Raw genomic sequence first — 24953 nt, forward strand, 5'->3', positions numbered from 1 at the left:
TTACGCCGCCGCCAGTTCGATGTTTTCGATCAGCGAAAGCAGGCCGAAATCTTCCACCACGTAGTCATCATTGGAGCTTTCGAACGTGTCGATGCGGTCCCGGCCCGGATTCTCAACCACATGCCGGCGACGCCCGCCGACTTGCCAGTACAGCGACAGGTTGTCCAGCGACGTGATCATGACCTTGCCGGCCGGGAAGAACGGCGCCTGCACTGCGGGCAGGCCGCCGACGCGCTTCTGGCTGATGATGATGTCGGCGGCGAGGGTGTCGGTCGCCTTGCTGTCCTGATTGACCAGCGGGAAATACTTATCGTGCATCAGGCCCCGGCCGACGATAGCCACAAGGCCAGGGTTTTCCTGGTGCCACGGGTCCAGCAGCTGGATGGCGTCATAGACCAGCGCATCAAGGTTCTTGTAATCGCCGTCCGTGCCGATTAGCACCTTGCCCGAGCCGGTCTTGCCTTCCGACATGACGCGTTCGGCCGCGCTTTCGCGAGCCTTCTGGAGCCAGCCCTTGTTCACGTCCTGGAGCATCGGGTTGGCGGAGGGATCCGTGTTCGCCGCAATGCTGGTGCCGTTAAAGCCGATCATGATGCGGTCGAGGGCTTGGCGCTGCACCAGCAGCTTAGCAATGCGAAGTTGAAAGTCGGGAAAGCGGCGCCATGCGTCGAGCTTCTCGTAACGGATGAACGAGTCGTAGTCGGTCTTGCGGCAGTGATAGCCGTTGTCGGCCAGCGTGGACAGGTCGCGCGGCTGTCGCTCCTTGGCCGTGGTGTCGGTACGCGAAGCGACCGGGCCGGAGAGATTCAGGCCCAGCTTTTCGCCCTGGAGTTCATCCACGCCGACCATGTTGATGCGGCCCAGGAACGACGAGCTTTCTTGCAGCGCGGTTTCGAGCTTTTGTTGTACCGACGGGATGACAGTGAAGGTCTTGCCAGCGTCTTCCGTGCCGTTGACCGTGGCGAGCTGGGCCAGGTAGGCATTGAATTTCTTGCGGGTTTCTTGGTGCATTGCGAATCCTGTATGCGAAAGAGGTTGATGCTGATGTTTGGGCTTAGAACTGCGTCAGCTGTTCGCCGGTGCCGCCCGTCGCCGGCGGGCGCTGGCGGAAGCTGTTCGGCGTCTTGTCGAGCGTTTCGCGCAGCTCTTGCAGGTCGGAGGCGCTGGCGGCGGTCTTTTTGAATTCGGCCAGCTCCGATGCGAGCTCCGCTACCTTGGTGGCCGTCGCGGTGTTTCCGGCGGTGTAAGCCGCCTGCAGATCGCTAAACAGTTGCGGCAGTTCTTGCAGGGCCTTCGCGGTGTCGCCCTGTTGGGGCTGCTGCTGTTGCTGCGGCTGCTGGGTGAAGCTGCGCAGCAATTCCGTCATGCGAGTAAAAATCGTGGCGGTAGGGTCCGGCGTCACGGCGGCCGGCGTATCCGAAAAGTCAAAGTTGGTTTCCAGTCCGCTCGTGAAGATGTTCTCGGGGTTTTGCTTGCGGGCGGCGTAGGGGTGGGCTGCCGGGTTCTTGGCGGCGAATTCCAGAATCGAAGTGCCCAGGCTGGCCGGGGAGTCGGTGACGGACAGGCCGATGAGTCCGCACTTGCCGGATTTGGCGAAATTCGGCTCGATCTCGATGGACGTGTAGATTTTCTGACGGGCCTTAGTCAGGGCCACCAGGTCCGGCGTGGGGTCGAGCTGGGCTTGCAGTTCCCGTTTGCCGTCTTTGTTGTCCTGAACGCGGACGGCCAACACGTCGCCATAGGCCTTGAAAGGGCCGTCAGGCAGGACGCCGCGGATGTGTTCCATCCAGATGCGTGCGCCGTAGTTTGCGCGGTTGTAGGTTGCGGCGATGTCGTCCAGCCAACTGCGTTCAATCACGCGGCCGTCAGTCGTTTGGCCTTCGGTGGCCACGGTGAACCATTTCATGGGTTGGTCTCGCTTCGTTTGTGGTGTTCGGGTGTTGCCATAGTGGCTCTGTGCCGGCACACGCTCAACGGCTTGAAGATGTCGCAGGCGTAGCCACACATACCGCCTTCACGCGCGCGCGGGAAACGTCGGCACGATGGCGGCATGTCTGAAATTGCACCGAACATCGACCCCCGGAAAGTTGCGCGTGACCTGTATTGGCAGGGGTGGCGCGTGTCGTCTATTGCGCGGCACATCGGCGAGAAGCGCACAACCGTGCAGAGCTGGAAGACGCGCGACAAGTGGGACGCGGCATCACCGCTGGAACGAGTGGAAACCGCCTTGGACGCGCGGCTTTGCATGCTGATCGCGAAGGACCAGAAGGACGGCCGAGACTTCAAAGAAATTGACTTGTTGGGGCGGCAGCTTGCGCACACGGCGCGCGTGCGCAAGTTCGACAGCGACGGCAAGGAATCAACGCTGAACCCCAATCTTGAGCGCCGCAACGCTGCCCCGAAGAGCCGGCCGGAGCGAAACGCGATCAGCGAGGCGCAGGCGGATCAGATCTCGAAGGCCTTCCGAGAGTCGCTATTCGATTATCAGAAGGTATGGCTGCGCAACGGGGACCAGCGCACGCGCATGATTCTGAAGTCACGTCAGATCGGGGCAACGTGGTACTTCGCTCGTGAGGCCCTGGATGACGCAATCCGGACAGGCCGCAATCAGATATTTCTGTCGGCGTCGAAGGCGCAGGCACACGTTTTCAAGCAGTACATCGTGCAGTTTGCCCGGGAGGCGGCCGACGTTGATTTGAAGGGTGATCCCATCGTGCTGCCCAACGGCGCGCATCTGTATTTTCTTGGGACGAACGCGCGGACGGCGCAGGGCTACCACGGGAATTTCTACTTTGATGAGTTCTTTTGGACGCCGAATTTCGCGGAGCTGAACAAGGTCGCCAGCGGGATGGCGCTGCATAAGAACTGGCGCAAGACCTATTTTTCTACCCCGTCCAGCATGGCGCACGAAGCCTATCCGCTGTGGACCGGAGAACTTTTCAACAAGCGGCGCGCGAAGCGCGAACAGGTAGCGATCGAACTCGCGCACGCAGTCCTGAAGAACGGGCACCGTTGCGATGATCGGCTATGGCGGCAAATCGTCACGATTCTGGATGCGGAGGCGGGCGGGTGCAACCTGTTCGACATCGACGAGCTGCGGCTTGAATACAGCCCTGACCAGTTCGAGAACCTGCTTATGTGCGGGTTCATCGACGACACCGCGTCCATCTTCCCCCTGGCCATGCTCCAGGGTTGCATGGTCGATTCGATGGTGGAATGGATCGACGTTCAGCAGTTTCTTTTGCGGCCCTATGGCTACAACCCGGTATTGATCGGCTACGACCCATCGCTTACCGGCGATTCGGCCGGTTGCGTTGTGCTGGCCGCGCCGCGCACGCCCGGCGGCAAGTTCCGGGTATTGGAGCGTCACCAGTGGCGCGGCATGGACTTTGCCGACCAGGCCAAGAAAATCAAGGAAATCACGGAGCGGTACGCCGTTGTCTACATCGGCATCGACGCTACCGGGATGGGCCAGGGGGTCTACCAACTGGTGAAGCAGTTTTTCCCGAACGCGCGTGCGTACGCCTATTCGCCCGAAGTGAAGTCGCGGCTTGTCCTGAAGGCGGGCGACGTGATCCGAAACAAGCGCTTGGAGTTTGACGCCGGCGCTACCGACCTAGCGCACTCGCTGATGTCGATTAGAAAGACGATGACCGCCAGCGGTAAGAGCGTGACCTACGACGCTGGGCGCGCTGCCGATACGGGCCATGCGGACCTCGCATGGGCACTTATGCACGCATTGGACTTTGAACCCTTGGAAGGCGCGACCGGCGCGAACCAGGGACTTGTGGAGATTTACGGATGAAACGAAAGAAGGCCCCGCGCGTGCAGCTCGCCGCCGCCGCTGCGGCGCAGACATCGGCGCCGGCGTCCGCCGGTATTGAGGCGTTTTCCTTTGGTGAACCGACACCGGTATTGGATAGGCGCGAGATTCTGGACTATCTGGAATGCTGGAAGAACGGGCGCTGGTATGAACCGCCCATCAATTTCGGAGGGCTGGCAAAGTCGTTCCGCGCAAGCCCTCATCACAGCTCGGCCATCTACTTCAAGGCCAATATTCTGGCTTCAACGCTGGAGCCAAATCACCTGTTTGGGCGCGAATCGTGCCGCAAGATGGCTCTCGATTTTCTGATCTTCGGCAACGCGCACGCGGAGCGACAGGACAGCGTGACCGGCAAGCTGCTTGGTGTGCGCCATGCCTTGGCCAAGTACACGCGGCGAGGGGTGGAGGACGATCAATATTTCTATGTGCCAAGCATCGGGCAGGAACACGAATTTGCGAAGGGGACCGTCGCCCATCTCATGCAGCCGGACATCAACCAGGAAATCTATGGCATGCCGGAATATCTGGCGGCGCTGAATTCAGCCTGGCTGAACGAATCCGCGACGTTGTTTCGGCGCAAGTACTACCAGAACGGCAGTCATGCGGGCTTCGTCATGTATGTGACGGACACCATCCAAGATGAAAGCTATGTGAACGGTATCCGCGATGCGTTGAAGAACTCGAAAGGCCCCGGCAACTTTCGCAACCTGTTCGTCTATGCCCCGGGTGGCAAGAAGGACGGCTTGCAGATCATCCCTGTAAGCGAGGTCGCCGCGCGTGATGACTTTTTCAACATCAAGAACATCAGCCGCGATGACATGCTAGCCGCGCATCGGGTGCCGCCCCAGCTCATGGGGCTGGTGCCCAGCAATAGCGGGGGCTTTGGTGCCATCCTGCCCGCCGCGCAGGTATTCGCGCGCAACGAGCTGGAACCCCTACAGGCGACGTTCCTAGGCTTGAACGAATGGCTCGGGCAGGAAGTGGTGAAGTTCCGGCCGTATGTGGTGCATACGGGCGAGAGCGAATAGTCCGCCCGACCTCATGACATGCCCCGCTTCGGCGGGGCTTTTTTTCGTCTGTACGCGGCGCCGTTGCTACCGCTCTTCGCCGCGCTTGCGCCCAGGCTTCACGGCGAGCGCTTCGTTCAAGCACGGTTCGCCCTGGACGTATTCCCGCAGCTCGGCCACGCGGTCAAGGATGTCTTGCCGATGGCGCAGGGTGCTGGCGCTTCTGAGTCCGGCTTCCAGGGCCACCAAGACGCGCTGTAGGCGCCATATCTCCCAAGCTAGGGCGCAGGCCTCGGCGGTGGGGTTTTGAGCGTAGAGCGCCCTTATACGGGCCGCAGGGAGAGGGGCGGGTGGCGGTCGGTCGAAGAAGTCCATAGGGGTGCCTCAAAGTACTGTATGAATATACAGCATTCGGGCCAGCGGAACCCCCTGGCGCGCAGTCTTCCCCCCTCCACGCCTGCCCGCTAAATGGCGCAAAAAAGACTCATCCATGCGTCACCCCTTAGCGCCAGCATTGGCGCGACTTATCGGGGGGTGATCGGTGGTTGCCATATGGCGCAGATCGACGCAGTACAGACGCACTTTGAACGACGGTCTATGACAATCCCAGGGAACGATGGGGCATGGCGGTTCCGGGGCAGAACGTTGGTGCTGTTGGCGCGGCCTGCCTGGGTCACAAATACACAAACTATCCTTGCTCTTCGGGGGGCTGGCTTTGCATTTGATCCTCGTCATCGGTGGATGACTCATCTGGATCGCGATAATTGTTCAAATATCGAGCTATCACGTCACCATGGCAAGCAAGCGGTTTGCAGTGACATCCTAGACGCAATCCTCTTAGTGCAAGCAGGGCCTTATGCTTCGAAGGGTCTGAAAGAATAGTATCTTTGAAATATTCCTCGTAGCGTTCGATTACTCGCTCACGAGTTTGATCGGTGCCGGGTATTATGGGGAAGGGATTGCCCCACGGGCCACTGCGTCCAATATAAATATCAAAGGCGTCGCCGGCATCCCTGTTCACGGCGCGAGTAACAAAAAAAGTTGATACTCGCAATGGAATTTTTTGGTTTCGGCCTTCCCAAATCAAATCATTTATGTCTTCGCCCGACCAAAAGCAAATGATGTGCGAGGCGGATGCTGCAAGGCGTCTGGCTTCAATTTTCGCACGGCATTTCGCATGCGAAATTTTTGTCTCCGTGAAACGCGGGTCATTTTTTACGAAGTCTCGTTCATCATTTACACTCGTAATTTTCTGCGGCGTTCTATTTGTCAGAACCTTCGCCACCACCTTCTCATAGCTCGCCTTGTTGGTAAAACCTGATGAGAAAGCTATAAGAAGGTGGCTGATTTCAGTCATCGCTATAGTAAGTGAGAAATTGAGGGTTTGCTTGTTGCGAAACTCGCTAAGTATTCTACCGCAAGACGGCGGTGGCAAAACGTTGCCTCATGTTCGCTACATAAGAGGCAGCCGGCCTCAAGGAGTTGCAGCGGGACGTTTCGCTCCGCGTTTCGCTTTGCTAATCCTTCGATATATTTCTCTGAGTAAGCTGCCCAATTCATCGCTCCGCTTCGGTACGTCTTGAGTAAATTTGGTTCTGGACAAAGCTCGCGAAGCTCTACGTAGTCGACATTCAGTATTTCTTTTAAAAAAAAACTTAGGTCCTGCTTTTTTGCGAACCCAGCAAGTTGAGAACTGTTGTTCGTTCTAACGTCATATAGGGTTCTGACGTTGGAATTTCTCAACAGGTTAAAGAATTCGGCGGCGCTTTTTTTTGTAAATCCAATTGTGAAGATGGTCATGATCAATAGCTTCTTATGATCTCGCTATATTGGGGGAACGAGTACACGCCGTTTACCTGTAACCAATATCCGGTCCGTTCGCCAACCGTATGAACCCGGGAGAGTCCAACGCGTAGATAAACGCGGTTTAATCCGTTTAAGATGGCGTTTACATCCCCTATGCTCATTTTCCTTTTTTCAGGATCTCCAACAAAGTCATAGAGGCCGAGGTCTGTTATTGAAAGAAAGGAATATTCAGCGCCGGATTGGTCGGTGAAATGAATGCGGATTCGACTTTCATTATATCCATCTTGAACGATACGGACGGTTCCGGCTCGAGGTTGGATCGTTATAATAGAACGTGCTGGGCGTTCGTCCACTTTTACGACTTTCTCCGTACTCGTGATGCCGAAGCCATCTCGAACGCTTTTAGAGAGGGATTTTTTCAACAGCCGTTCAAAATCTCCTGCGGAGAGTGGCCCTGTATTTTCTAGAGAGTTATGCAGCCGGTCCTCATGATGCGGGGCGCTAACTTGATTCGGAAGATGGAAATCTCCACGAACTACCATCCCGGGTAGTATGTTATTTTTCCTGCAATCATCATGAGACAAGTAGTCGGGGTGTGATGACGTTGGTACCATTGGTCGAATGCAGGTTTTTCCATCCAGTGTTAAGCCAGCAACACAGATCTTGTTGTCTTTTAGCTTAAACCGGGTCACGTCGGTAATAACGATTGTCTCCATTTTCCTCTCCTTAGATGCATGGTCCAGCGCTAGTCGCGCTTAGTTTCTTTATACATCAAAGTGTCACACTTTGTTCTGCAACTTGTTCTGCAACTGAGAGACCCGTGCGCAGAGGGGTAAGGAGGGGAGTTGGTGTGGGTACTTTTGCGGGTACTTGCAAGTATGTAAATAAAAATATACTTATATTTCAATGTATTGGGATTGAAGTTTGAAGGGCACCGTCTCCGCCAGATAAGCTTCGGCGCTGGCTTAGTACCAGCGTTGAAGATAAAAACCCCGCAATCGCGAAAGTGATTGCGGGGTTTTTTCATGGGCTTTTCATTCCAGCGCCGCCAACAACGCGCGGGCTTGCTCCACCACGTCGGCGTCATTCGGCCGGAAATCCATACGCGTGGCCTGCGGCAATTGCGTGTAGTGCGCGTGGCTGCTGCGGGCGTAGGCGGGGTCGTAGTGGCGGTCGATCAGTTCGCGCGCCAAGTCGATGCGGCGGCCTTCGTCCACCATCAACAGCCAGTTGTTGATCACCTCGCGGCTGTGCAAGCCCAGCAGGCGTTGCAGCTGTGCCTTCAACCAGTCAGGGTTTGCGAACAGTTCCGCGTAATCCTGTTGCAGGAAGGCGGCGCGGTCTTCGCGCGTGGAGACGACTTCGATGCAGGCGCCCTGGTGCATCGCTTGCAGCAGTGCGGGCGGCAGCGCCACCGACCCGATCTTGCGGCTTTCTGATTCCACGTAGACCGGCCGGCTGGCATCCAGTTCGCGCAGGCGCGTGGCCAGCAGCGTGTCGAATCGCTTCTGCGACGGTTGGGCGACGCCGGGCAGCGCGCCCAATAGCGATCCGCGATGCGATGCCAGCTGTTCCAGGTCCAGGGTCTGCGCGCCTGCTTGGTCCAGCGCGTTCAGCAGCCGCGTCTTGCCGCTGCCGGTGGGGCCGACCAGCACGACATAGCGCAATGCCGCAGGAAGCGTGTCCAGCGCCTCGAGCGTGGCGCTGCGGTAGCGCTTGTAGCCGCCGTCCAGTTGGCGCGCGCGCCAGCCGATCATGTTGAACATCACCGTCATCGAACCCGAGCGCTTGCCGCCGCGCCAGCAGTACACCAGCGGGCGCCAGCCTTGCGGGCGGTCCGCGAAGGTGGTTTCCAGGTGCCGCGCGATGTTGCGCGCGACGATGGCCGCGCCGGTACGCGAGGCTTCGAAGGGCGAGACCTGGCGGTACAAGGTGCCGACCTGCACGCGTTCTTCATTGCTGAGCACGGGCGCGTTGACGGCGCCGGGGATGTGGTCGTCGGCGTATTCGAGCGGCGAGCGCACGTCGATGATTTCGTCGAAGTCATCCAGCTTGTCTAGGCTGGCGAGCAGGTGTTTCACGTTAAAGGCCGTTGCGTTGATCGAGGGGGCGGAAAGCCGCCACTAGGATAGAGCTTTCCGGCGGCGGTGGCTTGGCGCACGGGTTGCTATCATCCTCCATCTTCCCTGCCTGCCCGGAATATGGAATTTTCTTTTAAATGGCCGTTGAGCAACGCGAGGGCGTGACGGTCGAACGGGTCGCGGAGATCTACGCGATGCTTACGCATGGCGCCGGCGTGGCGCAAACCTAGGAGCTGCCCTTGAAGCCCAGCAAGATTTTCGATGCCGCCCGTAGCGGCGATGTGAAGGGTGTGCGTGCGTGCCTGGAGGCCGGCGCGGACCCGGCGGCGGTGAACGCGCACGGATTCACCGCGTTGCAGTGCGCCGCGATGGGGGCGAATGACACCGAGATTGCGGAGAACCTGGCCGTGCTGAGGGCGTTGATCGACGCCGGCAGTCCACTGGAATTCCAGCGCGAGGGGCGCACCGCGCTGTATCTTGCGGCGGAGTTCGCGCCCAGCACGGACGCCGTGCAACTGCTGATCGATGCGGGCGCCCGCGCGGACATCAGCGATGACCACGGTAACCACATCACCGTGAATGCGATGATGCCCGAGGTGCAGGAACTGCTGTCCGCGCTGACCGGTGTGGCGCTTGAAGAGCCGGAGCCGGAGCCGGAGCCCGAGCCGGTCAAGCTTAGTGCGGCGCAATGGCGCGAGGCGCAAGCCCGGTTGGATTCGATGTTCGAGGCACTGACGCAGGCGGGCCTGGTGGCCATGCAGGATGTGGGCACGACGCAATCGGACGGCTTTGACGATTGCTCGGAAGTTTTCGATGAACGCGGTGGCGTGGCGGCCGGGCTGCACGGGTTCTGTTTCTATACCCGCCAGGACCGCAACCGCGCAAAGAAGGAAGGGCGATTGGATCTGGCGTTCTGGGGCGCGCCCGAAGGTGCGGACGCCGACATGCTGCGCGTTGGCGGACTGATCGTGCGCGCGGCCGAAGCGGCTGGCTTGCCTGTCGTGTGGAACGGAAGCGCCGCGCGACGGCCTATGCTGACGCTGTACTAGCTTGCTCAGGATGATGGCGCGGCGGGGCGCATGGCAGATTTTCCCCGCCCCGACTTGCGCGATTTCTGAAACAACGCTATTATTCAAGGCTTGCTTTTTGATGCGCCCGTAGCTCAGCTGGATAGAGTACCTGGCTACGAACCAGGGGGTCGTAGGTTCGAATCCTGCCGGGCGCGCCAAGTTTTTTAGTGTTCTGGATCGATGTGGAGAAATTCACGCCGAACCAGGAATGCAAAAAACGAGGAACGTGAAAACGTAAAAGAAAAAAGCAAATAGGGGTGGCAGCAGCCCCAACGGCTTAATTATTCTGATATAATTTTGCCTCTTTGTCGGAGCGCCCGTAGCTCAGCTGGATAGAGTACCTGGCTACGAACCAGGGGGTCGTAGGTTCGAATCCTGCCGGGCGCGCCAAAGTAAGAAAACAAAGAAAGAAAATAGAAAGGCCTTTGATCTCGTATCGAAGGCCTTTTTGTTTTGTGCCGTGAAAACGTACTGCCAGGAAAGAGGCGCGAGGAAAGAGGCGCGAGGAAAGAGGCGCCAGGGATTTTCGGGCTGCGAATCTTCGGGCGGCCGCCGCGTCTATGTGGCGGCAGCGGGCGAATGTTGGTCCGCAGCTTGTCCCTTTTCGTCCGTCGCGTCGAATCCCCAATCGCCCACGCTGGCCCAGTCGTCGCCCAGAAGTTCGATGGGATGCATCGTGCGGTCCGAGCCGTTGCCGCAGCTCATGGCGTCGGTCGGGCAATAGCGGTCGCAACCCCAGCAAATACGCTCGGGGTGTTTCGGGTGCATTGGAAATTTCTTGGCCATGGTGTGTCTGATTGCGGGGCGGCACGTCCAGCGTACTGCGCACGGACGGGCGGCTTCTTTGATCTGTCGCAAGCGCTGGGGGCCATTACAGACGCCAGTCGTCAAAAAAAACGGCGGCAGAAAACCGCGCAGTTTTTTAGTCGATTTGCGCGATGGTATTTTTTCATGTTATAAACACGCCTCTTTCGGAGCGCCCGTAGCTCAGCTGGATAGAGTACCTGGCTACGAACCAGGGGGTCGTAGGTTCGAATCCTGCCGGGCGCGCCAACTTATTTAGAACACGCGGTATCAACGATGCCGCGGTTCTGCCGAAAGGCAAAAGCAATACCGCAATAAAGACGAAGCGGCTTGATGGTCATCCATCAAGCCGCTTTTCTTTTGCCTGGACGACCCCCGCGCGCGGGCCTGGCGGTCACCAGACCCGGATGACGCGGCCCGTTTGCGCGCCTTCGACGCTGCGGCGATAGGCCAGCGCGACGCGGCTGGCGGGCGCGGCTTCGAAGCCCGGGAAGTAAGGGCCGTAGCTTGCCATCGATTCTTGCAGCACGGTCGGGCTGACCGAGTTGATGCGGATGCCCTGTAGCTCGATGGCGGCGCCGCGCACGAAGCCGTCGATGGCGGAATTGACGGCCGAGGCATTGGCGCCGAAGCGGATGGGTTCGTCGCTGACGATGCCGCTGGTAAGCGTGATGGAGCCGCCCGCGTTGACGTAATGTTGGCCGATCAGCGCCAGGTCCACCTGGCCCAGCAATTTGTCGTGCAGGCCGATCTTGAACTGCTCGGCCGTCATGTCGGAAAGCGGGCCGAAGTGCAGGCCGCCGGTCGTGGAGACGATGGCGTCCACCTTGCCCACGCGCTCAAACAAATTGCGGATGCTGTCGCTGCGGGTCACGTCGACCTGATGCTGGCCGTTGGTTTTGCCCACGGCGATGATGTCGTGGTGTTGGCCGAGTTCTGCCGCGACCGCGCGGCCGATGGTGCCGGTGGCGCCGATTAGGATGATTTTCATGGGGTCTCCCGGGGCTTGCCCGAAATCTGCTCGATTTTTGTCGTGCACCGGCCCAGCGCCAGTGCATGCAGCCATTCTCGCCGTTCGATTTCCATGGAAAAATCCAGGAATAGTGGAAACACTTCACACTCGGGGTGCGTAATTCATGGACCGGTTGCTCAGCATGGAAGTATTCGTGGCGGTCGTGGAGCTGGGTAGCCTGACCGCCGCGGCGACGCGCCACGAGATGTCGCCAGCCATGGCGGCCAAGCACGTCAAGGGACTGGAAGCGCGCCTGGGCGTGCGTCTGATGAACCGCACCACCCGACGGCAAAGCCTGACCGAGGCCGGCCAGGCCTATTTCGCGCGTTGCAAGGCCATCCTGGCCGAGATCCGCGATGCGGAGCAGGGCGCCGAGGCGTTGCGGCTGACGCCAAGGGGGCATCTGCGCATCACGTCGACGGTCACCTTCGGCTCATTCGCGCTGACGCCGGCCATTGCCGACTACCTTTCCGTCTATCCCGATGTCAGCGTTGAACTGGTGCTTGGCGATGCCGTGGAAGACATCGTGGCCGCTCGTTACGACCTGGCGGTGCGTATCGGCGAACCGGCCGACTCGAGCCTGGTTGCGCGCGCAATCGGGCGTTATCAAATGATCGTCTGCGCCGCGCCCGCCTATCTTGAGCGCTATGGGACGCCCGCCACGCCGGACGACCTGGTGCGGCATCAATGCCTGGATTTTTCGTATTGGAGCCGGCGCACCGGCTGGCAACTGAACAGCGGAGACGGCAATCAGGTGGGTTACCCCTCGGGCCGCTTCCTGTCGAACAACGGTCAGGCGCTGCGACAGGCGGCGCTGGCGGGCTTTGGCGTCGTGCTGCAACCCGAACTGCTGCTGGGTGACGACGTGCGCGCAGGCCGCCTGGTGCCGATCCTGCAGCCATACTGGCCTGCCGCGCGGCCGATCACGCTGCTGTATCCGAAAGATAGGCAGGCGTTGCCAAAGCTCACGACCTTCGTGGACTTTCTGGTGGACCGGTTCACGCGGTAGGCGTGCGCGTTCACCGCCGTCGTCGGTCTACGGCGGTCAGCGAGATGCCGTTTTTCAGCATCTCGTAGGCCTGCCCGCCCAGCCAGGTGACTTTTTCGCCAGAGCTGGTGCGGCAGATGCAGTGCATCTTGGGATCGAAGCGCGAAGTCCCCAGCGCGGTATACGCGTCCAGGTCGGCCACGAAACGTTCAATGCGATACAGCGTGCCATCGGGGGATGTGGCAAGCACATCCGTCAATCGTCTTGCGGTGCCGAGCATACCTTACCTCCTGCGCGGGCCGTCTTTCATGCGGCGCCAAAGTCACGTGGGCGTTTCAAGGTGCGGGGGCGGGCGGAAAGGCCCGGCGCGGAGCTACCGAAAACGCCCTCCTAACAATGAATCATCGAGTTGGTCAGGTGAGACGCCCAATGCTTGCGAAACGCGATCCAGGATGACCTGGCGTGGCCGTGGACGCGGCCGTTCCAATTCAATGTAGATGGAGTGGTCAACGCCGAGCCGGGCCGCCATATCCGCAGTGCTGATATTGAGGTGCTCGCGCCAGGCGCGTATCAAGCTCCAATCGTTGCCGGTTTTCAAGTTGACGACAGCTAGTGGCAAAGGGGTGTGCCCGGCGGTCAGTTTCTTGTGCGGGGCGGCCCTGTATGCATCCGGTGCATTCCGCTTCGAGGCGCCGCTTTTGCGGAACTCGCCATGGGGCGTCGTGATATCGGATTCGGCGGTGTAAATCGCACCGCCGCGGGTCTGACGATACTGGTTATTTCCTATCCAGGAAAGCGTTTCGCCGTTGTCGAGCATGCATTCGCAGTCCAGGTGGTAATTGCTGGGAACGCTCTCAAGTTTGGCAATGGTATCGGTGGTCGTGGCGTGCCGCACCACACGATGCAAGACACCGTCTGATGAACGCACGAACACATCGGGAAGTCTCCAGGAAAAAGGGATGGTGCTCTCCACGGCCGAAACAGCTTGCGCCACTGTAATGCGGCGGCGCAACGGTGAGATTTGGGGTTTCCCCTCGACAGTTGCAGCAAGCTCTTTTCTACTCCACATCCGTCGAAAGATCTTCACAAATCTTCACCAGCCCTGACGCCGTCATCCCCGCATTGCCCGATGTAAACGGGTTATGGCTTGCGTGGCGAACAGGGAATCAGTGGCTGTTTGAGCCAAACGCCGCCGCCAGCAGGCGGGGCATCACATCGGCGGCCGCGCCATGCAGATTGCAGTGCGCTTGCCGGTCCAGCGGTGTCACCGTGGGGTTGATCTGGATCACGGACGCGCCCGCGGCCAGCGCACGTTGCGGCAATTCGGCGGCCGGGTAGACCAGCGCCGATGTCCCGATGCTGAGCAGCAGGTCGCATTGTTCGGCCGCACGCAGCGCGTCGCTCCACGCGTCGGCAGGGAGGCTTTCCCCGAACCACACGACCCCGGGCCGTACCGGCGCCCCGCACACGGAGCAGGCGGGGGGCGCGATGCGGCGTCCTTCGTCGGGTTCGTCGGGCGCGCCGCCCGATAGCGTGTAGGGCGCGGCGCAGGCCGAACAACGCGGCGCGTGCAGGCTGCCATGCAAATGGGCCACCCGGGGGCTGCCGGCGCGCTCATGCAGGTCGTCCACATTCTGCGTGACGACAATCAGCTCGGGTACGTGATGCGCCAACGCCGCGATGGCGCGATGCGCGGCATTCGGCTCGGCGCGCAGGGCTTGCCCGCGACGCCATTCATACCAGCCCCAGACGATGTCGGGATGCGCGCGGAACGCGTCGGGTGTCGCCAGTGCCTGCGCGTCGAAGCGCGACCACAAGCCTGTCAACGCATCCCGGAAAGTGGCGATGCCGCTTTCCGCGGAAACCCCGGCCCCGGTGAAGACCACGATGCGTTGCGCGCCGCGTAGCGTTTCCATCAGCGCTGGCGGAATATCTAGATAAGGACTCGTCATTTTCGGCCTGGAAGATAATCCGTTACGCTGCGCGCTCAGGCGCAAGCCTGTCAAGCGCGGCTTGCAACCGGCGGCCGTGACCGCGGTGGGGGCAAGCGTGCGCAAGATTCCCGAATGATGGATACTGGTTTTCTCATCTGGGATATTCCTGACCAACGGAGATACGCAATGCCTGACGCTTCCCCCGGCCTGGACCGGCTTCGCCGTTTCATCGCGACCGCGACGCGGCTGGCCGCCCCGGACGCACTGGCGCAGACGCCGGCCCTGCAGGCAGCCTTTGCCGATCTGGTGCGGCACGACGATTGGCTGCCCGAGGCCTGTACCACGCCGCATTCGCAGTACTACCAACAATTCCTGCTGCATTGCGATCCGCTCGAGCGGTTTTCACTCGTCAGCTTTGTCTGGGGACCGGGACAGTTCACGCCCGTGCACGACCACGAGGTCTGGGGCTATGTGGGCATGCTGCGCGGCGCCGAAATCAATCAGCGCTACGCGCGCCAGCCGGACGGCCGCCTGACGCCCGCGGGCGACGCCACGACCTTGCGTCCTGGCGACGTGGAGCGCCTGTCGCCGGAAGAGGGCGACATCCACCGAGTGTCCAACGCCTTCGCTGATCGCGTGTCGATCAGCGTGCACCTGTACGGCGGCAACATTGGCGCGGTGTCGCGGCACGTCTATGACCCGGTCACCGGACAGTCCAAGCCGTTCGTGTCCGGCTATTCGTCGCCCAGCCTGCCCAACCTGTGGGACCGTTCGGCGGCCGTGCGCGCCACCATTCCCGAATTGAAGGGCTGATTGCCGGGAAGGCGCTGTTCGCGCGCGGCGTCTCATGCTATGTTCCTGTCCTAAATATTAGGAAAAAACAACATGGACAAGACGCTGCTCAAGGGGTTGATGGTGTTGGAGGCGGTGACGGACGTGGACAATCCGCCGCGCACGATCGATGCGCTGGCCGCGCGCGTCGGTCTCACCCGCAGCAATACGCATCGCACGTTGCAAACGCTGATCCACGCCGGCTACGTCATCAAGGACGATGACGGTGGCGGATACCGCGGCGCGGTGCGCCTGTTCGAATTGGCCGCCCGCCAACTGGCGCAATTGGACGTGCGCAAACTGGCTGCGCCGTTCATGCGGACGCTGGCCGACCAAACGGGTGAAACCGTGCACCTGTCCGTATTGGACGGGTTTGACGTGGTCTATGTCGACAAGATCGACAGCCCGCAACCCATCCGTGCGTATTCGATGGTGGGCGGACGCGCGCCCGCCTATGCCGTGGCGACCGGCAAGGCCCTGCTTGCCTACCAGCCCGACGGCTATGTCGAGCGTTATGCCGAGAACCTGGTGCGGCACACACCGTCCACCATTGTGTCCATGGCGTTGCTGAAAGACGAATTGCGCAAGATCGCCCGTGCCGGCTATGCCGTGAATCGCGGCGAATGGCGGGAAGGGGTGGGCGGACTGGCCGTGACGCTCTTCAACAGCCTGGACCAGCCCGTGGCCGCCGTCGGCATCTCGGGCCCGCTTGACCGCCTGAGCGCCGCTAGGATGAAGCAGTTGGCGCCGGATGTGTCGGCGTGCGCGCAGGCCATATCGCAGGGGATGGGCTATCGGCGGGGCTTTCTGGACCAATGAGGGGCGGTTGACGCGTCAGAGCGGTGGCAATACGTTGCGCCTGGTCGCGCGCCAGCCGCGCGTTCACGTCCATGGATGTGGTCCAGAAGTACGTGCCGCCGGCCAGGCTGCCCAGCACGGATATCCGCGGCAGCACCGCGTCCTGCGCGTTTTTCAGGCAGCCGGTTGCAAAGTCCAGCGCCAGCCCGCCGAACGGATCCGGCCGCGCATGGCCGTCGCGCAGCAACGCCGCCACCAGCGGGTCACGCGTGGCTGCGGCATCCACCGAGAAGCTCGTGGCGTTGACCAGATAGCGGCTGGAATGCGTGGCGATGCCCGCTGCGCCCCGCAAGCGCGTGTGGAACAACTGGTCCGCCGGATCGTGGCGGCTGTCCATGTAACCCGCGCGCACTTGCAGCTGGCCGCTTTGGAATAACGCTTGCAGCTTCAACGCGTTGCGCATGGGGAAAGTGGCGCGCCGCGCCATCCATAGCGAGCGCCATTGCGATTGGAAACGGCGGCGTTCCGCTTCGGGCATCAGGTGCCAGATCTGGTCCACTGCCGCATTGGTGGCCGCGGCCACCGCCTGCCAGGGGCGAGCCGCAGCCGATGAACGGCGTATCTCCTCGTCCAGCGCCGTTCGCGCATCCGCTTCCAGGCCCAGCACATCGTCCGTGTCCAGCGAACCGCCGGCGGCTCGTACCTCGTCTTTCAGCGCTTGCGTGATCAGCGCCACCGATAGCGCTCCCCCGTGGCGCGCGGCCAACTGCAAGACACCGTCACGACTCAGCTGGCGAAGCGCCGTCGGCGCCTGGTTGTGGGGGCTGCGCACCGAGGGCAGACGGCCGTTACGCGACACGCACAGGATGGGGCCGCGGTGGCCGGACTGTTGCAAGGCGGCGATGGCGTCCACGGCGCTGAGGCTGGTGCCCACCACGCACACCGAGGCATCCCGGCCGATTGCGCCCGCCAGCGCGGACACCGGGTACGGGCTGTTGAAGTACCCCGGCGCGTCATCCAGGTGCGGAAAGGCTTGCGACGGCAGGTTGCCGTTGCACAGCACCACATGGCGCGCCAGCCACGGCGCGCCGTGCTCGGGCGTCACGCGCACGTCGCCTACGCGCACGTCGCCTACGCGCATGTCGCCTACGCGCATGTCGCCCTCCCGCAGCGGTGTCACGCTTCGCGTCCGGCTTTGCACGTGCACGAGCGTGACGCCCAGCGTTGACGCCAGCTCGCGGCAACGCGCGTGCACGGCGCGCATGTAGGCGCCGAACAAGGGGCGCGGAAGGAAGTCCGTGGGGGCGACGGCGTCAACGCCATACTCGCGTAGCCAGGCGGGGTCCTGTCCACGCAGCCAGTCGACGAAGTCCATCCGCTGATCGGCGCGCGCCGACATGTTGCCGGCCGGGATATTCAGCAGGTTGCTGGGAAGGTCTTCCTGATAGGCGCTGCCTGGGCCGGGTTCGGCTTGCGGTTCGAACAGGACGATGCGCAGCGGGCGAGCGGCAGGCCCGCCATTCTTATCTTGCACGGCCAGCAGGAACTGGTACAGGAGGCTGACCGCGACCGAGCCGCCGCCCACGATGGCCAGGTCCGCGGCCGACGGCTGGAGCGAAGCGCCGGTGGATGTCATTTGGCGGCCGACATGCGCACCACGTCCGCCCAGCGGGCCACTTCCTGCTTCAGCACGCGGCTGGTATCCGCCGGCGAGGTCGCCACGGCATCGGCGCCGAGCTTCAGCGCGGCCTGTTGCACGGAGGCCATCGCAGCGGCCTTTTGCATGCCGGCCGACAATTTTTCGACGACGGCGGGCGGCGTGCCGGCGGGCGCCAGCAGCGCATAGGTGGTGGCGACCGAATAGTCCTTCACGCCTTGCTCCATCAACGTGGGCAGATCGGGCAGGGCGGTGGCACGCGTGGACGTGGTGACACCCAGCAGCCGGATCTTGCCACTGGCGACTTGCGGCAACAGGGCGGGCAGGGTTTCGATGACCATGTCGATCTGGCCGCCCAGCAAGTCGGTGATGGCCGGGCCGCTGCCGCGATAGGGCACATGCATCAGACGCGTACCGGTCACCACCTGGAACAGTTCGCCCGCCATGTGTTGCGACGTGCCGGGGCCGGCCGATCCGAACGTGATGGTGCCGGGCTTGCTCTTGGCCAGCGCGATCAGCTCTTGCACGTTCGTGGCGGGCACCTTGCTGTTCACGGCGACCGCCATCGGCATGCTGGTGGCCATCGATACGCCGACGAAGGCGGTGGCGAAGTCATAACCCGGCTTGTCCGGCATGGCCGCATGGATGGCATGACTGCCCACGGCGCCCATCAACAAGGTGTAGCCATCGGGGACCGACTTGGCGACGTATTCCGCGCCTATTTCGCCGCCCGCGCCCGCCTTGTTTTCAACCACCACGCCCTGTCCCAGAAAGTCGCCCAGGTGCTGCGCATAGATGCGCGCGGCGGCATCCGTGGCGCCGCCAGGCGGAAACGGCACGACCATGCGCACGGGTTTCGACGGCCAGGTCTGGGCGAGGACAGGGCTGGCGGCCAGCGCCAGGACAGCGCCGGCAAGGGCAATGCGCCACGTTTGCTTCATGGGAGTCTCCTTGGTGGACGAGTCGTCATGCACGGGCGCCCGCGGTTGCGGTGGCTTGGGGTGCTGCGACCCTGTTCTATAAATCCTAAAATATAGGACTCGTATTCCAATAAATGGTTTACGTAGAATTCCACACGGTGATATGCTGGTCAACAATTAAGCGACCTTCCTAGGGATTGCACTAGGAAACATGAGCCGGCGTCACGAATCCGTCCGGCATGATGCCATCCGGGAAGGCGCGCTCTTATACTATTTTCTGCATCCTAAATATTGAATTTTTATAACGAGAGGTCAGACATGACACCCAGTTCGGCACTTGCCGGCATTACGGTGCTGGAAATTTGCAATGTCGCGGCGGGACCGTTTTGCGGCATGTTGTTGGCGGATATGGGCGCCGACGTCATCAAGGTCGAGAACCCCGAAGGCGGCGACACGCTGCGCAGCTGGCCACCGATATCCGATGGCTACAGCGAGAACTTCGCGTCGCTGAATCGCAATAAGAAATCGGTGACCCTGAACCTGAAAGATCCGGCCGACCTGGCGCTGGCGCGCGAACTGGCGCTGACTGCCGACGTGCTGATCGAAAACAATCGGCCGGGTGTGATGGACCGCCTGGGCCTGGGCTATGCGCAACTGCGCGAGGCCAATCCCAAGCTGGTCTATTGCTCGATCTCGGCCTACGGGCAATCGGGACCGCGGTCGCAGGAAGGCGGTTTCGACCTGACCATCCAGGCCATGAGCGGCATTATGAGCGTGACGGGCGAGGCGGGCGGCGAACCCGTGAAATGCGGCGTGCCGGTGGCGGACTTCTCGGCGGGGCTGTATGGCGCCTTTGCCATCGCGTCGGCATTGCGCGCGGCGCAGGCCAGCGGGCAAGGCACACATATCGACGTGCCGATGCTGGGCGCCACGTTGGGCATCGCGGCCTTGCAGACGTCGGAGTTCTTCGGCAGCGGCAAAGACCCCGTCAAATTGGGGTCTGCACATCCGCGCAACGCGCCGTACCAGGCGTTCCGTTGCCAGGGCGGCTACTTCGGCATGGCCGCGGGCAACCAGGCATTGTGGAAGGGCGTATGCGCGACCGTGGGGCGCGAAGACCTGCTGGCCGATCCGCGCTTTACCGATACCAGCGCCCGCGCCCGCAACCAGACCGCGCTGCGCGACATCCTCGAAGCCATCTTCGCCACCGACGACGCGCAGACCTGGCTGACCCGGTTCCGCGCCGCCGGCGTGCCTTGCGCCCCGATCAACACGTATTCCGAAGTGCTGGCGGACCCGCAGGTGGAACACATGGGCTGGGTGCAGCCGGTGGAATTGCCCAATGGCGTGCAGACGCGCACCTTTGGGCTGCCGGTGCGGTTTGACGGGCAGACCACGGCGTTGCGCTTGCGCCCGCCTGCGCTGGGCGAGCACAACGACGAGGTGCTGGGCGCCCTGCGCGCCGCCAAGAAAGGAGTGGCGGCATGAGCGGCGTTCTCCGTGTCGACACGCAAGGGGCGCGGCATGTGCTGACGCTGACGCGCGCCGAGAAGATGAATGCGCTGTCCGCCGAATTGGTCGAGGCGCTGATCGCGGCGCTGGACCAGGCCGAGTCGCAGGGCGCCAAGCTGATCGTGCTGAAGGGCGAGGGCAAGAATTTCAGCGCCGGATTCGACTTTGGCGATTGGCAAACGCAAAGCGAGGGCGACCTGTTGCTGCGCTTCGTGCGCATCGAAACCTTGCTGCAACGGCTGGCGGCATCCCCGTGCCTGACGGTGGCGTTGGCCCACGGGCGCAACTTCGGCGCGGGTGTCGATCTGTTCGGCGCTTGCAAATGGCGCATCAGCGCGCCGGACGCCACGTTCCGCATGCCGGGCCTGAAGTTCGGCCTGGTGCTGGGCACGCGCCGCTTCGCCGCGCTGGTGGGCGCCGAACGCGCCCGCGCGGTGTTGGAGCAGGCCGCGACGTTCAGCGCGGAAGAGGCGTTGCGCGACGGTTTCGCCAGCCGCCTTGCCTCGGTGCCGGAGTGGCCCGAGGTTGAGCAGCAGGCGGACGAGGCGGCCGGCGCGTTGACGGATGCCAGCCGCATCCAGCTGTATGCGGCGCTGTCGCTTGAGACGCCGGACGCCGACCTGGCGCGCCTGGTGCGCTCGGCGGCCGCGCCCGGGTTGAAGGACCGCATCGCCGCCTATTTGCAAGCGCGCTAGCGGCACCAAGAATCAGCAGGGAGGAAGACAATGGCTTCGGGTTTCAATCAAAAGAACAAGCAGTGCTCGGTGGCGGAGTTGGCGGCGCTGGTGCCGGACGGCGCATCCATTGCGCTGGGCGGCAGCTTTCTGCACCGCGGGCCGTTCGCGTTCGTGCGCGAACTGATCCGCCAGGGCAAGCGGGATCTGGAACTGATCAAGCAATCGCCCGGGTACGACGTGGACATTCTGTGCCGCGCGGGCGTGCTGCGCCGCGTGCGCGCGGGCATCGTGGCGATGGAAGGCAATTTCGGCCTGGCGCCTTGGTATCGGCGCGCCGTGGAGCGCCGCGAGATCGAACTGGAAGAACACGCCTGCGCCAGCCTGACGGCCGGATTGCGGGCGGCGGCGTTCGGCGTGCCGTTCCAGCCTTGCGGCGGCCTGCATGGCAGCGGGCTGCCGGCGCTTAACGGCTGGGCGTGTCTGGACGACCCCTACGGCAGCGGGCAGAAGACCTACGTCGTGCCCGCGATCCGTCCGGACTTCGCCGTGATCCAGGCTTCCGAAGTGGATGCGCTGGGCAACGTGCGCGTGCATGGCACGGCGCACTGGGACCGCATCATGTCGCGTGCCGCGGGCAGCGTGCTGGTCGTGGCCGAGAAAGTGGTGGATAGCGCGGTGTTCGAAGCGCAACCGGAATCCACGCTGGTGCCGTACTTCATGGTGCAGGCCTACGCGGTGGCGCCAGGCAGCGCCTGGCCCGGGTCGTGCTGGCCGGACTATGCCATCGACTATCCCGCCGTGGAGGCCTACATGGACAAGAACAGCGATCTGCAAACGCACCTGGCGGCGGCGCCCGAAGCGCAAGGGGGCAATCATGGCTGAGCAATGGTCGGGCTTTTCGTACATCGTCACGAATCTGGCGCGTTTCATCCGCCCCGACGAAATCACGTTCAGCGGCGTCAATTCCACGATGCCGATGCTGGCGTGCCTGCTGGCCAAGCGCGCTTACGAGTGGGATTTCGTCTACATCAACGTGGCGGGCGGCGTGAACCCGCGGCCTTCGCACATCCCGATATCCAGCTCTGATCCGGTGCTGGCCGAGCATACGGCGTCGATCTTCTCGAACGAGGATTTCTACGACCTTTGCACGCGCGGCCGGATGGACCTGACCTTTTTGGGCGCGGCGCAGATCGACGGCGCGGGCTGCGCCAACAATTCCTGCATTGGCGATTGGCATGAACCGAAGGTGCGTTTGCCCGGTGGCGGCGGCGGGGCGGTGATGCTGCCCACCGCCCGCCGCGCGTGCACATGGCGCACGGAACACTCGCGCCGCACCTTCGTGCAGAAGCTGGACTTCATGACGTCCTGGGGCGGCTTCCACGGCGTGGTGACGCCAATTGCCGTGTTCGTGAAGCGCGACGGCAAGCTGGCCTTGCAGTCGTGGCACCCGGAATCCAGCCTGTCGGAAGTGCGCGAGCGCACGGGCTTCGAGTTCGATGCGACGGGCGCCGCGCCGTCGGAACCGCCGACGGCCGCCGAAGCCCGCGCGCTGCGCGAACTGGACGCGGACGGCCAATTCGAACGCGACGCCGCCGTGGCGTTGCGCTAGGAGGCCGCCATGACGATTGCCGAGGCCACGCTGGTGGCGGCATGCGAACGCGCGTGGCGTCAGCCCGAATGGTCGGCGCGTCCCGCCATCGTGACGGCCAACGAAACGCTGACTTATGCGGCCTTGCGTCGCCGCGTCGGGCAAGTGGCGGGCGGCCTGCGCGTGGCCGGCGTTCCGCGTGGCGGCTTCGTGGCCGTGGCGATGGAACGCTCGTTGGAGCAGGTGCTGGCCATTCTGGGCGTCATGGCGGCGGGGGCGTGCCCCTGCCCGCTGGAGCCGCGTCTGTCGGCCGAGGAAACCGCGCGCCGCGTGGCCGTGGTGGGCTTGGAATGGATGCTGCACGATGACGCCAACGCTCCCATGGCGCAGGCTTGCGGCTTGCCCCCGGCGCGCCTGCTGGCCGCCGGTGATGTGGCGCAGGGGCCGGAAGACTGGACGGGCCATGATGTGTCCGCCGCGGCCCCCGGCCTGCTGCTATTCACGTCCGGCAGCACGGGCAATCCCAAGGGGGTGCTGCTTAGCCACCGGGGCCTGGCGAATAATGCGCGCGGCGTGTTGGCGCACACCGGCCTGACCCCGGACGACCGCCTGTTGCACGTCATGCCGCTGCATCACACCAACGCGCTGAACAACCAGATCTTCACGCCGCTGCTGGCGGGCGCCAGCGTGGCGCTGGCCGGCCGCTTCCGCGCGGACGACATGCCGGATCTGCTACGCGCGTTCCGGCCCACGATCATCACGGGCGTGCCCACCATGTACGCCCGCATGCTGGAATTGGAATTCGATCCGCAAAGCCTGGCAGGCCTGCGCTTTGCGCGTTGCGGATCGGCGCCGATCACCGAAGCGCTGCATCGGCGCATCGAGGCCTTTCTGGGCTGCCCGCTGGTGGTGTCCTATGGCTTGTCGGAAGCGACATGCACGTCGACGATGAACCCGCCCCAGGCGCGGCGCGTGGGATCGGTGGGCACGGTGCTGGCCGGCCAGCGCGTGACGCTGCGGCTGCCCGACGGATCCGAGGCTGCGCCAGGCGGCGAAGGCGAAATCTGCATCGAAGGCGATAGCCTGATGCTCGGGTATCTGGGCGTGGGGGACGCGGATGGCGGCGCGCCGACGCTGTTGCGGACCGGCGATCTGGGCCGTTTCGATGGGCAGGGTTACTTGAGCATCACGGGCCGCATCAAGGACGTGATCATCCGTGGCGGCGAGAACATTTCCCCCGCGCTGATCGAAGGCGTGGTGACGGGCTTGCCTGGCGTGGCCGCGTGCTGCGTCGTGGGCGCGCCGGACGAGGACCTGGGCGAAGTGCCCGTGGCCTTCGTGCAGCGCGATGGCGCATCCGTGGACGCGGCGGCAATTCAGGCAGAGGTGTTGGCGCGCCTGGGCCGCATCTATGTGCCCAGGGATGTTCGGTGGATCGATCGCTTGCCGGAAAACGCCGTGGGCAAGGTGGATCGCAAGGCGCTGGCCCGGCAGGTGGCGGCCACCGCCGATCAGGCCGAAAGCGCCTGAGGGTCAGGACTGGCCGCGCAGCCGGGCCAGTTCGGCCGACAGTTCGGCCACCAGTGCCTGCGCGCGCGCCAGCGGATCCTGCCCCGGCGGCGCGACGGCATCGACGGGCTCGGGGGCGGCCTGCTCCGGGGCGTCTTGCAGCCGGGGATGCACGCTTTCGTGGCCCATGCTGACGTCCACATCAAAAACCAGCTGCTCGGCGCGGTGCCACGTCGTGAACCATTCCAGCGGCCGGCCGTGCTGGTCCATGCCCTGGCCTTGCAGCATCAGCAACGGGGTGCCGGCCTGCGTGTCCAGCAACCTTGCCAGCGTGGCGTCGGCGGCGACGGCGCGGATCTGGTTGCGTCCCGCGCCGGGACGCAGGCCGAAGCGGCGGGTCAGCACGCCATGCAGGGAAGCGTCGGCAAGGTCTTCGGCGCGCAGGCCGGGCACGGCGTCGACGGGCAGCCAGGTGCGCACATAGGCCAGCGGCGCATCGGACACGTGGCGTAGCCGTTCCAGCATCAGCAATTGCGTCGTGCCGAAGAAGGCGGCCACGTCTTCGGGTGGTTCAGCCCGGGCGAAGGCCAGCACGCGGGTCTGCAAGGCCACGCCCGATTGGGCGAACTGTTCGTACAGGCCCGTGGAACGCTGCACCAGCCGGCGGTGCTCCTGGGGCGCCGCGACAGTCGCCGGGCGTCCGGTTTCGCGTTGAATCAGGCCTTCGGTGGCCAGCGCGGCCAAGGCCTGCCGCACCACGCTGCGCGCCACGCCGAAGCGTTCGCACAGCGCGGCTTCGCTGGGCAGCACGGCGCCGGCCGCCAGCTTGTTCGTCCGGATGTATCCCCGCAGCAGGGCCGCCACCTGGGCGTGCAGCGGGATATCGCCAGAGCGGTCAAGGATGGGCAATGCGTCGTGCGTGGCGGGCGCCATGGA

Annotated in this window: 26 protein-coding genes and 3 tRNA genes; 15 read left to right on the forward strand and 14 right to left on the reverse strand. The window is 63.0% G+C overall.

Annotated features, from left to right (window positions below; all coding sequences use genetic code 11):
- Together CQ050_RS14500 and CQ050_RS14505 are read right to left on the reverse strand one after the other, a co-directional pair.
- Positions 1-1011 carry a phage major capsid protein, P2 family gene (locus CQ050_RS14500; RefSeq protein WP_105557527.1) on the reverse strand — a complete coding sequence of 337 codons (1011 nt, stop codon included), beginning with the start codon at positions 1009-1011 and terminating at the stop codon, positions 1-3.
- Between the two features lie 43 nt (positions 1012-1054).
- The gene (locus CQ050_RS14505; protein ID WP_105557528.1) at positions 1055-1906 is read right to left on the reverse strand and encodes a GPO family capsid scaffolding protein; all 852 of its coding nucleotides are present in this window, start codon (positions 1904-1906) and stop codon (positions 1055-1057) included.
- 144 nt (positions 1907-2050) lie between these two features.
- On the opposite strand from CQ050_RS14505, the gene CQ050_RS14510 reads away from it, so the two are divergent.
- Genes CQ050_RS14510 through CQ050_RS14520 form a run of 3 tightly spaced genes read left to right on the forward strand, consistent with a single transcriptional unit; the run spans position 2051 to position 5091 of the window.
- Positions 2051-3805, forward strand: coding sequence for a terminase large subunit domain-containing protein (locus tag CQ050_RS14510; RefSeq protein WP_105557529.1), 1755 nt, complete (start codon positions 2051-2053; stop codon positions 3803-3805).
- Positions 3802-4851 (forward strand): phage portal protein, encoded by a 1050-nt coding sequence (locus CQ050_RS14515; RefSeq protein ID WP_105557530.1) that lies wholly within the window; start codon positions 3802-3804, stop codon positions 4849-4851. The genes CQ050_RS14510 and CQ050_RS14515 overlap by 4 nt, the downstream gene beginning before the upstream one ends.
- Positions 4852-4869: 18 nt before the next feature.
- Complete coding sequence (locus tag CQ050_RS14520) at positions 4870-5091, forward strand: hypothetical protein (protein ID WP_105557531.1); 222 nt, start codon at positions 4870-4872, stop codon at positions 5089-5091.
- A gap of 427 nt (positions 5092-5518) precedes the next feature.
- Here CQ050_RS14520 and CQ050_RS14525 read toward each other — a convergent pair whose 3' ends face one another.
- From CQ050_RS14525 to mnmH, 4 genes are all read right to left on the reverse strand, one after another.
- Entirely contained in the window at positions 5519-6187 is a 669-nt protein-coding gene (locus tag CQ050_RS14525) for a DUF4326 domain-containing protein (RefSeq protein WP_105557532.1), read from the reverse strand.
- A gap of 2 nt (positions 6188-6189) precedes the next feature.
- Positions 6190-6630 (reverse strand): DUF488 family protein, encoded by a 441-nt coding sequence (locus CQ050_RS14530; RefSeq protein WP_105557533.1) that lies wholly within the window; start codon positions 6628-6630, stop codon positions 6190-6192.
- A gap of 2 nt (positions 6631-6632) precedes the next feature.
- Positions 6633-7352, reverse strand: a complete 720-nt coding sequence (locus CQ050_RS30715; RefSeq protein WP_146121033.1) for a hypothetical protein — start codon at positions 7350-7352, stop codon at positions 6633-6635.
- A 318-nt stretch (positions 7353-7670) separates the two neighbouring features.
- A complete protein-coding gene (gene mnmH / locus CQ050_RS14535; protein ID WP_105557534.1) occupies positions 7671-8717 on the reverse strand; it encodes a tRNA 2-selenouridine(34) synthase MnmH in 1047 nt (348 codons plus the stop codon).
- Between the two features lie 239 nt (positions 8718-8956).
- Between mnmH and CQ050_RS14545 the strand changes: the two genes are divergently transcribed.
- From CQ050_RS14545 to CQ050_RS14555, 3 genes are all read left to right on the forward strand, one after another.
- On the forward strand, positions 8957-9766 hold the full coding sequence (locus tag CQ050_RS14545) for an ankyrin repeat domain-containing protein (protein ID WP_105557535.1): 810 nt from the start codon (positions 8957-8959) through the stop codon (positions 9764-9766).
- Between the two features lie 102 nt (positions 9767-9868).
- Positions 9869-9945 (forward strand) — tRNA-Arg (locus tag CQ050_RS14550).
- 155 nt (positions 9946-10100) lie between these two features.
- Positions 10101-10177 (forward strand) — tRNA-Arg (locus CQ050_RS14555).
- Positions 10178-10345: 168 nt separating this feature from the next.
- Here the strand turns inward: CQ050_RS14555 and CQ050_RS14560 are convergent.
- Entirely contained in the window at positions 10346-10573 is a 228-nt protein-coding gene (locus tag CQ050_RS14560; protein WP_105557536.1) for a DUF3079 domain-containing protein, read from the reverse strand.
- Positions 10574-10763: 190 nt separating this feature from the next.
- On the opposite strand from CQ050_RS14560, the gene CQ050_RS14565 reads away from it, so the two are divergent.
- Positions 10764-10840: transfer RNA gene (locus CQ050_RS14565), tRNA-Arg, on the forward strand.
- A 145-nt stretch (positions 10841-10985) separates the two neighbouring features.
- On the opposite strand, the gene CQ050_RS14570 is transcribed toward CQ050_RS14565, so the two are convergent.
- The gene (locus CQ050_RS14570; protein ID WP_105557537.1) at positions 10986-11582 is read right to left on the reverse strand and encodes a short chain dehydrogenase; all 597 of its coding nucleotides are present in this window, start codon (positions 11580-11582) and stop codon (positions 10986-10988) included.
- 145 nt (positions 11583-11727) lie between these two features.
- Here CQ050_RS14570 and CQ050_RS14575 point away from each other — a divergent pair, with 145 nt between their 5' ends.
- Positions 11728-12612: a LysR family transcriptional regulator gene (locus tag CQ050_RS14575; protein ID WP_105557538.1), complete on the forward strand. Its 885-nt coding sequence runs from the start codon at positions 11728-11730 to the stop codon at positions 12610-12612.
- Positions 12613-12622: 10 nt separating this feature from the next.
- Here CQ050_RS14575 and CQ050_RS14580 read toward each other — a convergent pair whose 3' ends face one another.
- The 3 genes from CQ050_RS14580 to CQ050_RS14590 form a co-directional block, all read right to left on the reverse strand.
- Positions 12623-12871, reverse strand: coding sequence for a hypothetical protein (locus CQ050_RS14580; protein ID WP_199196815.1), 249 nt, complete (start codon positions 12869-12871; stop codon positions 12623-12625).
- Positions 12872-12964: 93 nt separating this feature from the next.
- On the reverse strand, positions 12965-13564 hold the full coding sequence (locus CQ050_RS14585) for a helix-turn-helix domain-containing protein (protein WP_105557601.1): 600 nt from the start codon (positions 13562-13564) through the stop codon (positions 12965-12967).
- A 193-nt stretch (positions 13565-13757) separates the two neighbouring features.
- Entirely contained in the window at positions 13758-14543 is a 786-nt protein-coding gene (locus tag CQ050_RS14590) for an NAD-dependent deacylase (protein ID WP_105557540.1), read from the reverse strand.
- 168 nt (positions 14544-14711) lie between these two features.
- On the opposite strand from CQ050_RS14590, the gene CQ050_RS14595 reads away from it, so the two are divergent.
- Together CQ050_RS14595 and CQ050_RS14600 are read left to right on the forward strand one after the other, a co-directional pair.
- A complete protein-coding gene (locus CQ050_RS14595) occupies positions 14712-15338 on the forward strand; it encodes a cysteine dioxygenase (RefSeq protein ID WP_105557541.1) in 627 nt (208 codons plus the stop codon).
- Between the two features lie 72 nt (positions 15339-15410).
- Positions 15411-16175, forward strand: coding sequence for an IclR family transcriptional regulator (locus tag CQ050_RS14600; RefSeq protein WP_105557542.1), 765 nt, complete (start codon positions 15411-15413; stop codon positions 16173-16175).
- On the opposite strand, the gene CQ050_RS14605 is transcribed toward CQ050_RS14600, so the two are convergent.
- Together CQ050_RS14605 and CQ050_RS14610 are read right to left on the reverse strand one after the other, a co-directional pair.
- A complete protein-coding gene (locus CQ050_RS14605) occupies positions 16084-17790 on the reverse strand; it encodes an FAD/NAD(P)-binding protein (protein ID WP_105557543.1) in 1707 nt (568 codons plus the stop codon). The two genes, CQ050_RS14600 and CQ050_RS14605, sit on opposite strands and share 92 nt — an antisense overlap.
- Complete coding sequence (locus CQ050_RS14610; protein WP_105557544.1) at positions 17787-18752, reverse strand: tripartite tricarboxylate transporter substrate binding protein; 966 nt, start codon at positions 18750-18752, stop codon at positions 17787-17789. Before CQ050_RS14610 ends, CQ050_RS14605 begins: the two co-directional genes overlap by 4 nt.
- A gap of 297 nt (positions 18753-19049) precedes the next feature.
- On the opposite strand from CQ050_RS14610, the gene CQ050_RS14615 reads away from it, so the two are divergent.
- The 5 genes from CQ050_RS14615 to CQ050_RS14635 are packed head-to-tail and all read left to right on the forward strand — an operon-like array spanning position 19050 to position 24038.
- Entirely contained in the window at positions 19050-20219 is a 1170-nt protein-coding gene (locus tag CQ050_RS14615; protein ID WP_105557545.1) for a CaiB/BaiF CoA-transferase family protein, read from the forward strand.
- Positions 20216-20938: an enoyl-CoA hydratase/isomerase family protein gene (locus CQ050_RS14620; RefSeq protein ID WP_105557546.1), complete on the forward strand. Its 723-nt coding sequence runs from the start codon at positions 20216-20218 to the stop codon at positions 20936-20938. Before CQ050_RS14615 ends, CQ050_RS14620 begins: the two co-directional genes overlap by 4 nt.
- Before the next feature lie 30 nt (positions 20939-20968).
- Positions 20969-21802, forward strand: a complete 834-nt coding sequence (locus CQ050_RS14625) for a CoA transferase subunit A (RefSeq protein WP_105557547.1) — start codon at positions 20969-20971, stop codon at positions 21800-21802.
- A complete protein-coding gene (locus tag CQ050_RS14630) occupies positions 21795-22529 on the forward strand; it encodes a CoA-transferase subunit beta (protein WP_105557548.1) in 735 nt (244 codons plus the stop codon). Before CQ050_RS14625 ends, CQ050_RS14630 begins: the two co-directional genes overlap by 8 nt.
- A gap of 9 nt (positions 22530-22538) precedes the next feature.
- On the forward strand, positions 22539-24038 hold the full coding sequence (locus CQ050_RS14635) for a class I adenylate-forming enzyme family protein (RefSeq protein ID WP_105557549.1): 1500 nt from the start codon (positions 22539-22541) through the stop codon (positions 24036-24038).
- A gap of 3 nt (positions 24039-24041) precedes the next feature.
- On the opposite strand, the gene CQ050_RS14640 is transcribed toward CQ050_RS14635, so the two are convergent.
- A complete protein-coding gene (locus CQ050_RS14640) occupies positions 24042-24950 on the reverse strand; it encodes a GntR family transcriptional regulator (RefSeq protein WP_105557550.1) in 909 nt (302 codons plus the stop codon).
- Positions 24951-24953 lie beyond the last annotated feature (3 nt).

Source organism: Achromobacter sp. MYb9 (assembly GCF_002975275.1).
Classification (GTDB): domain Bacteria; phylum Pseudomonadota; class Gammaproteobacteria; order Burkholderiales; family Burkholderiaceae_B; genus Achromobacter.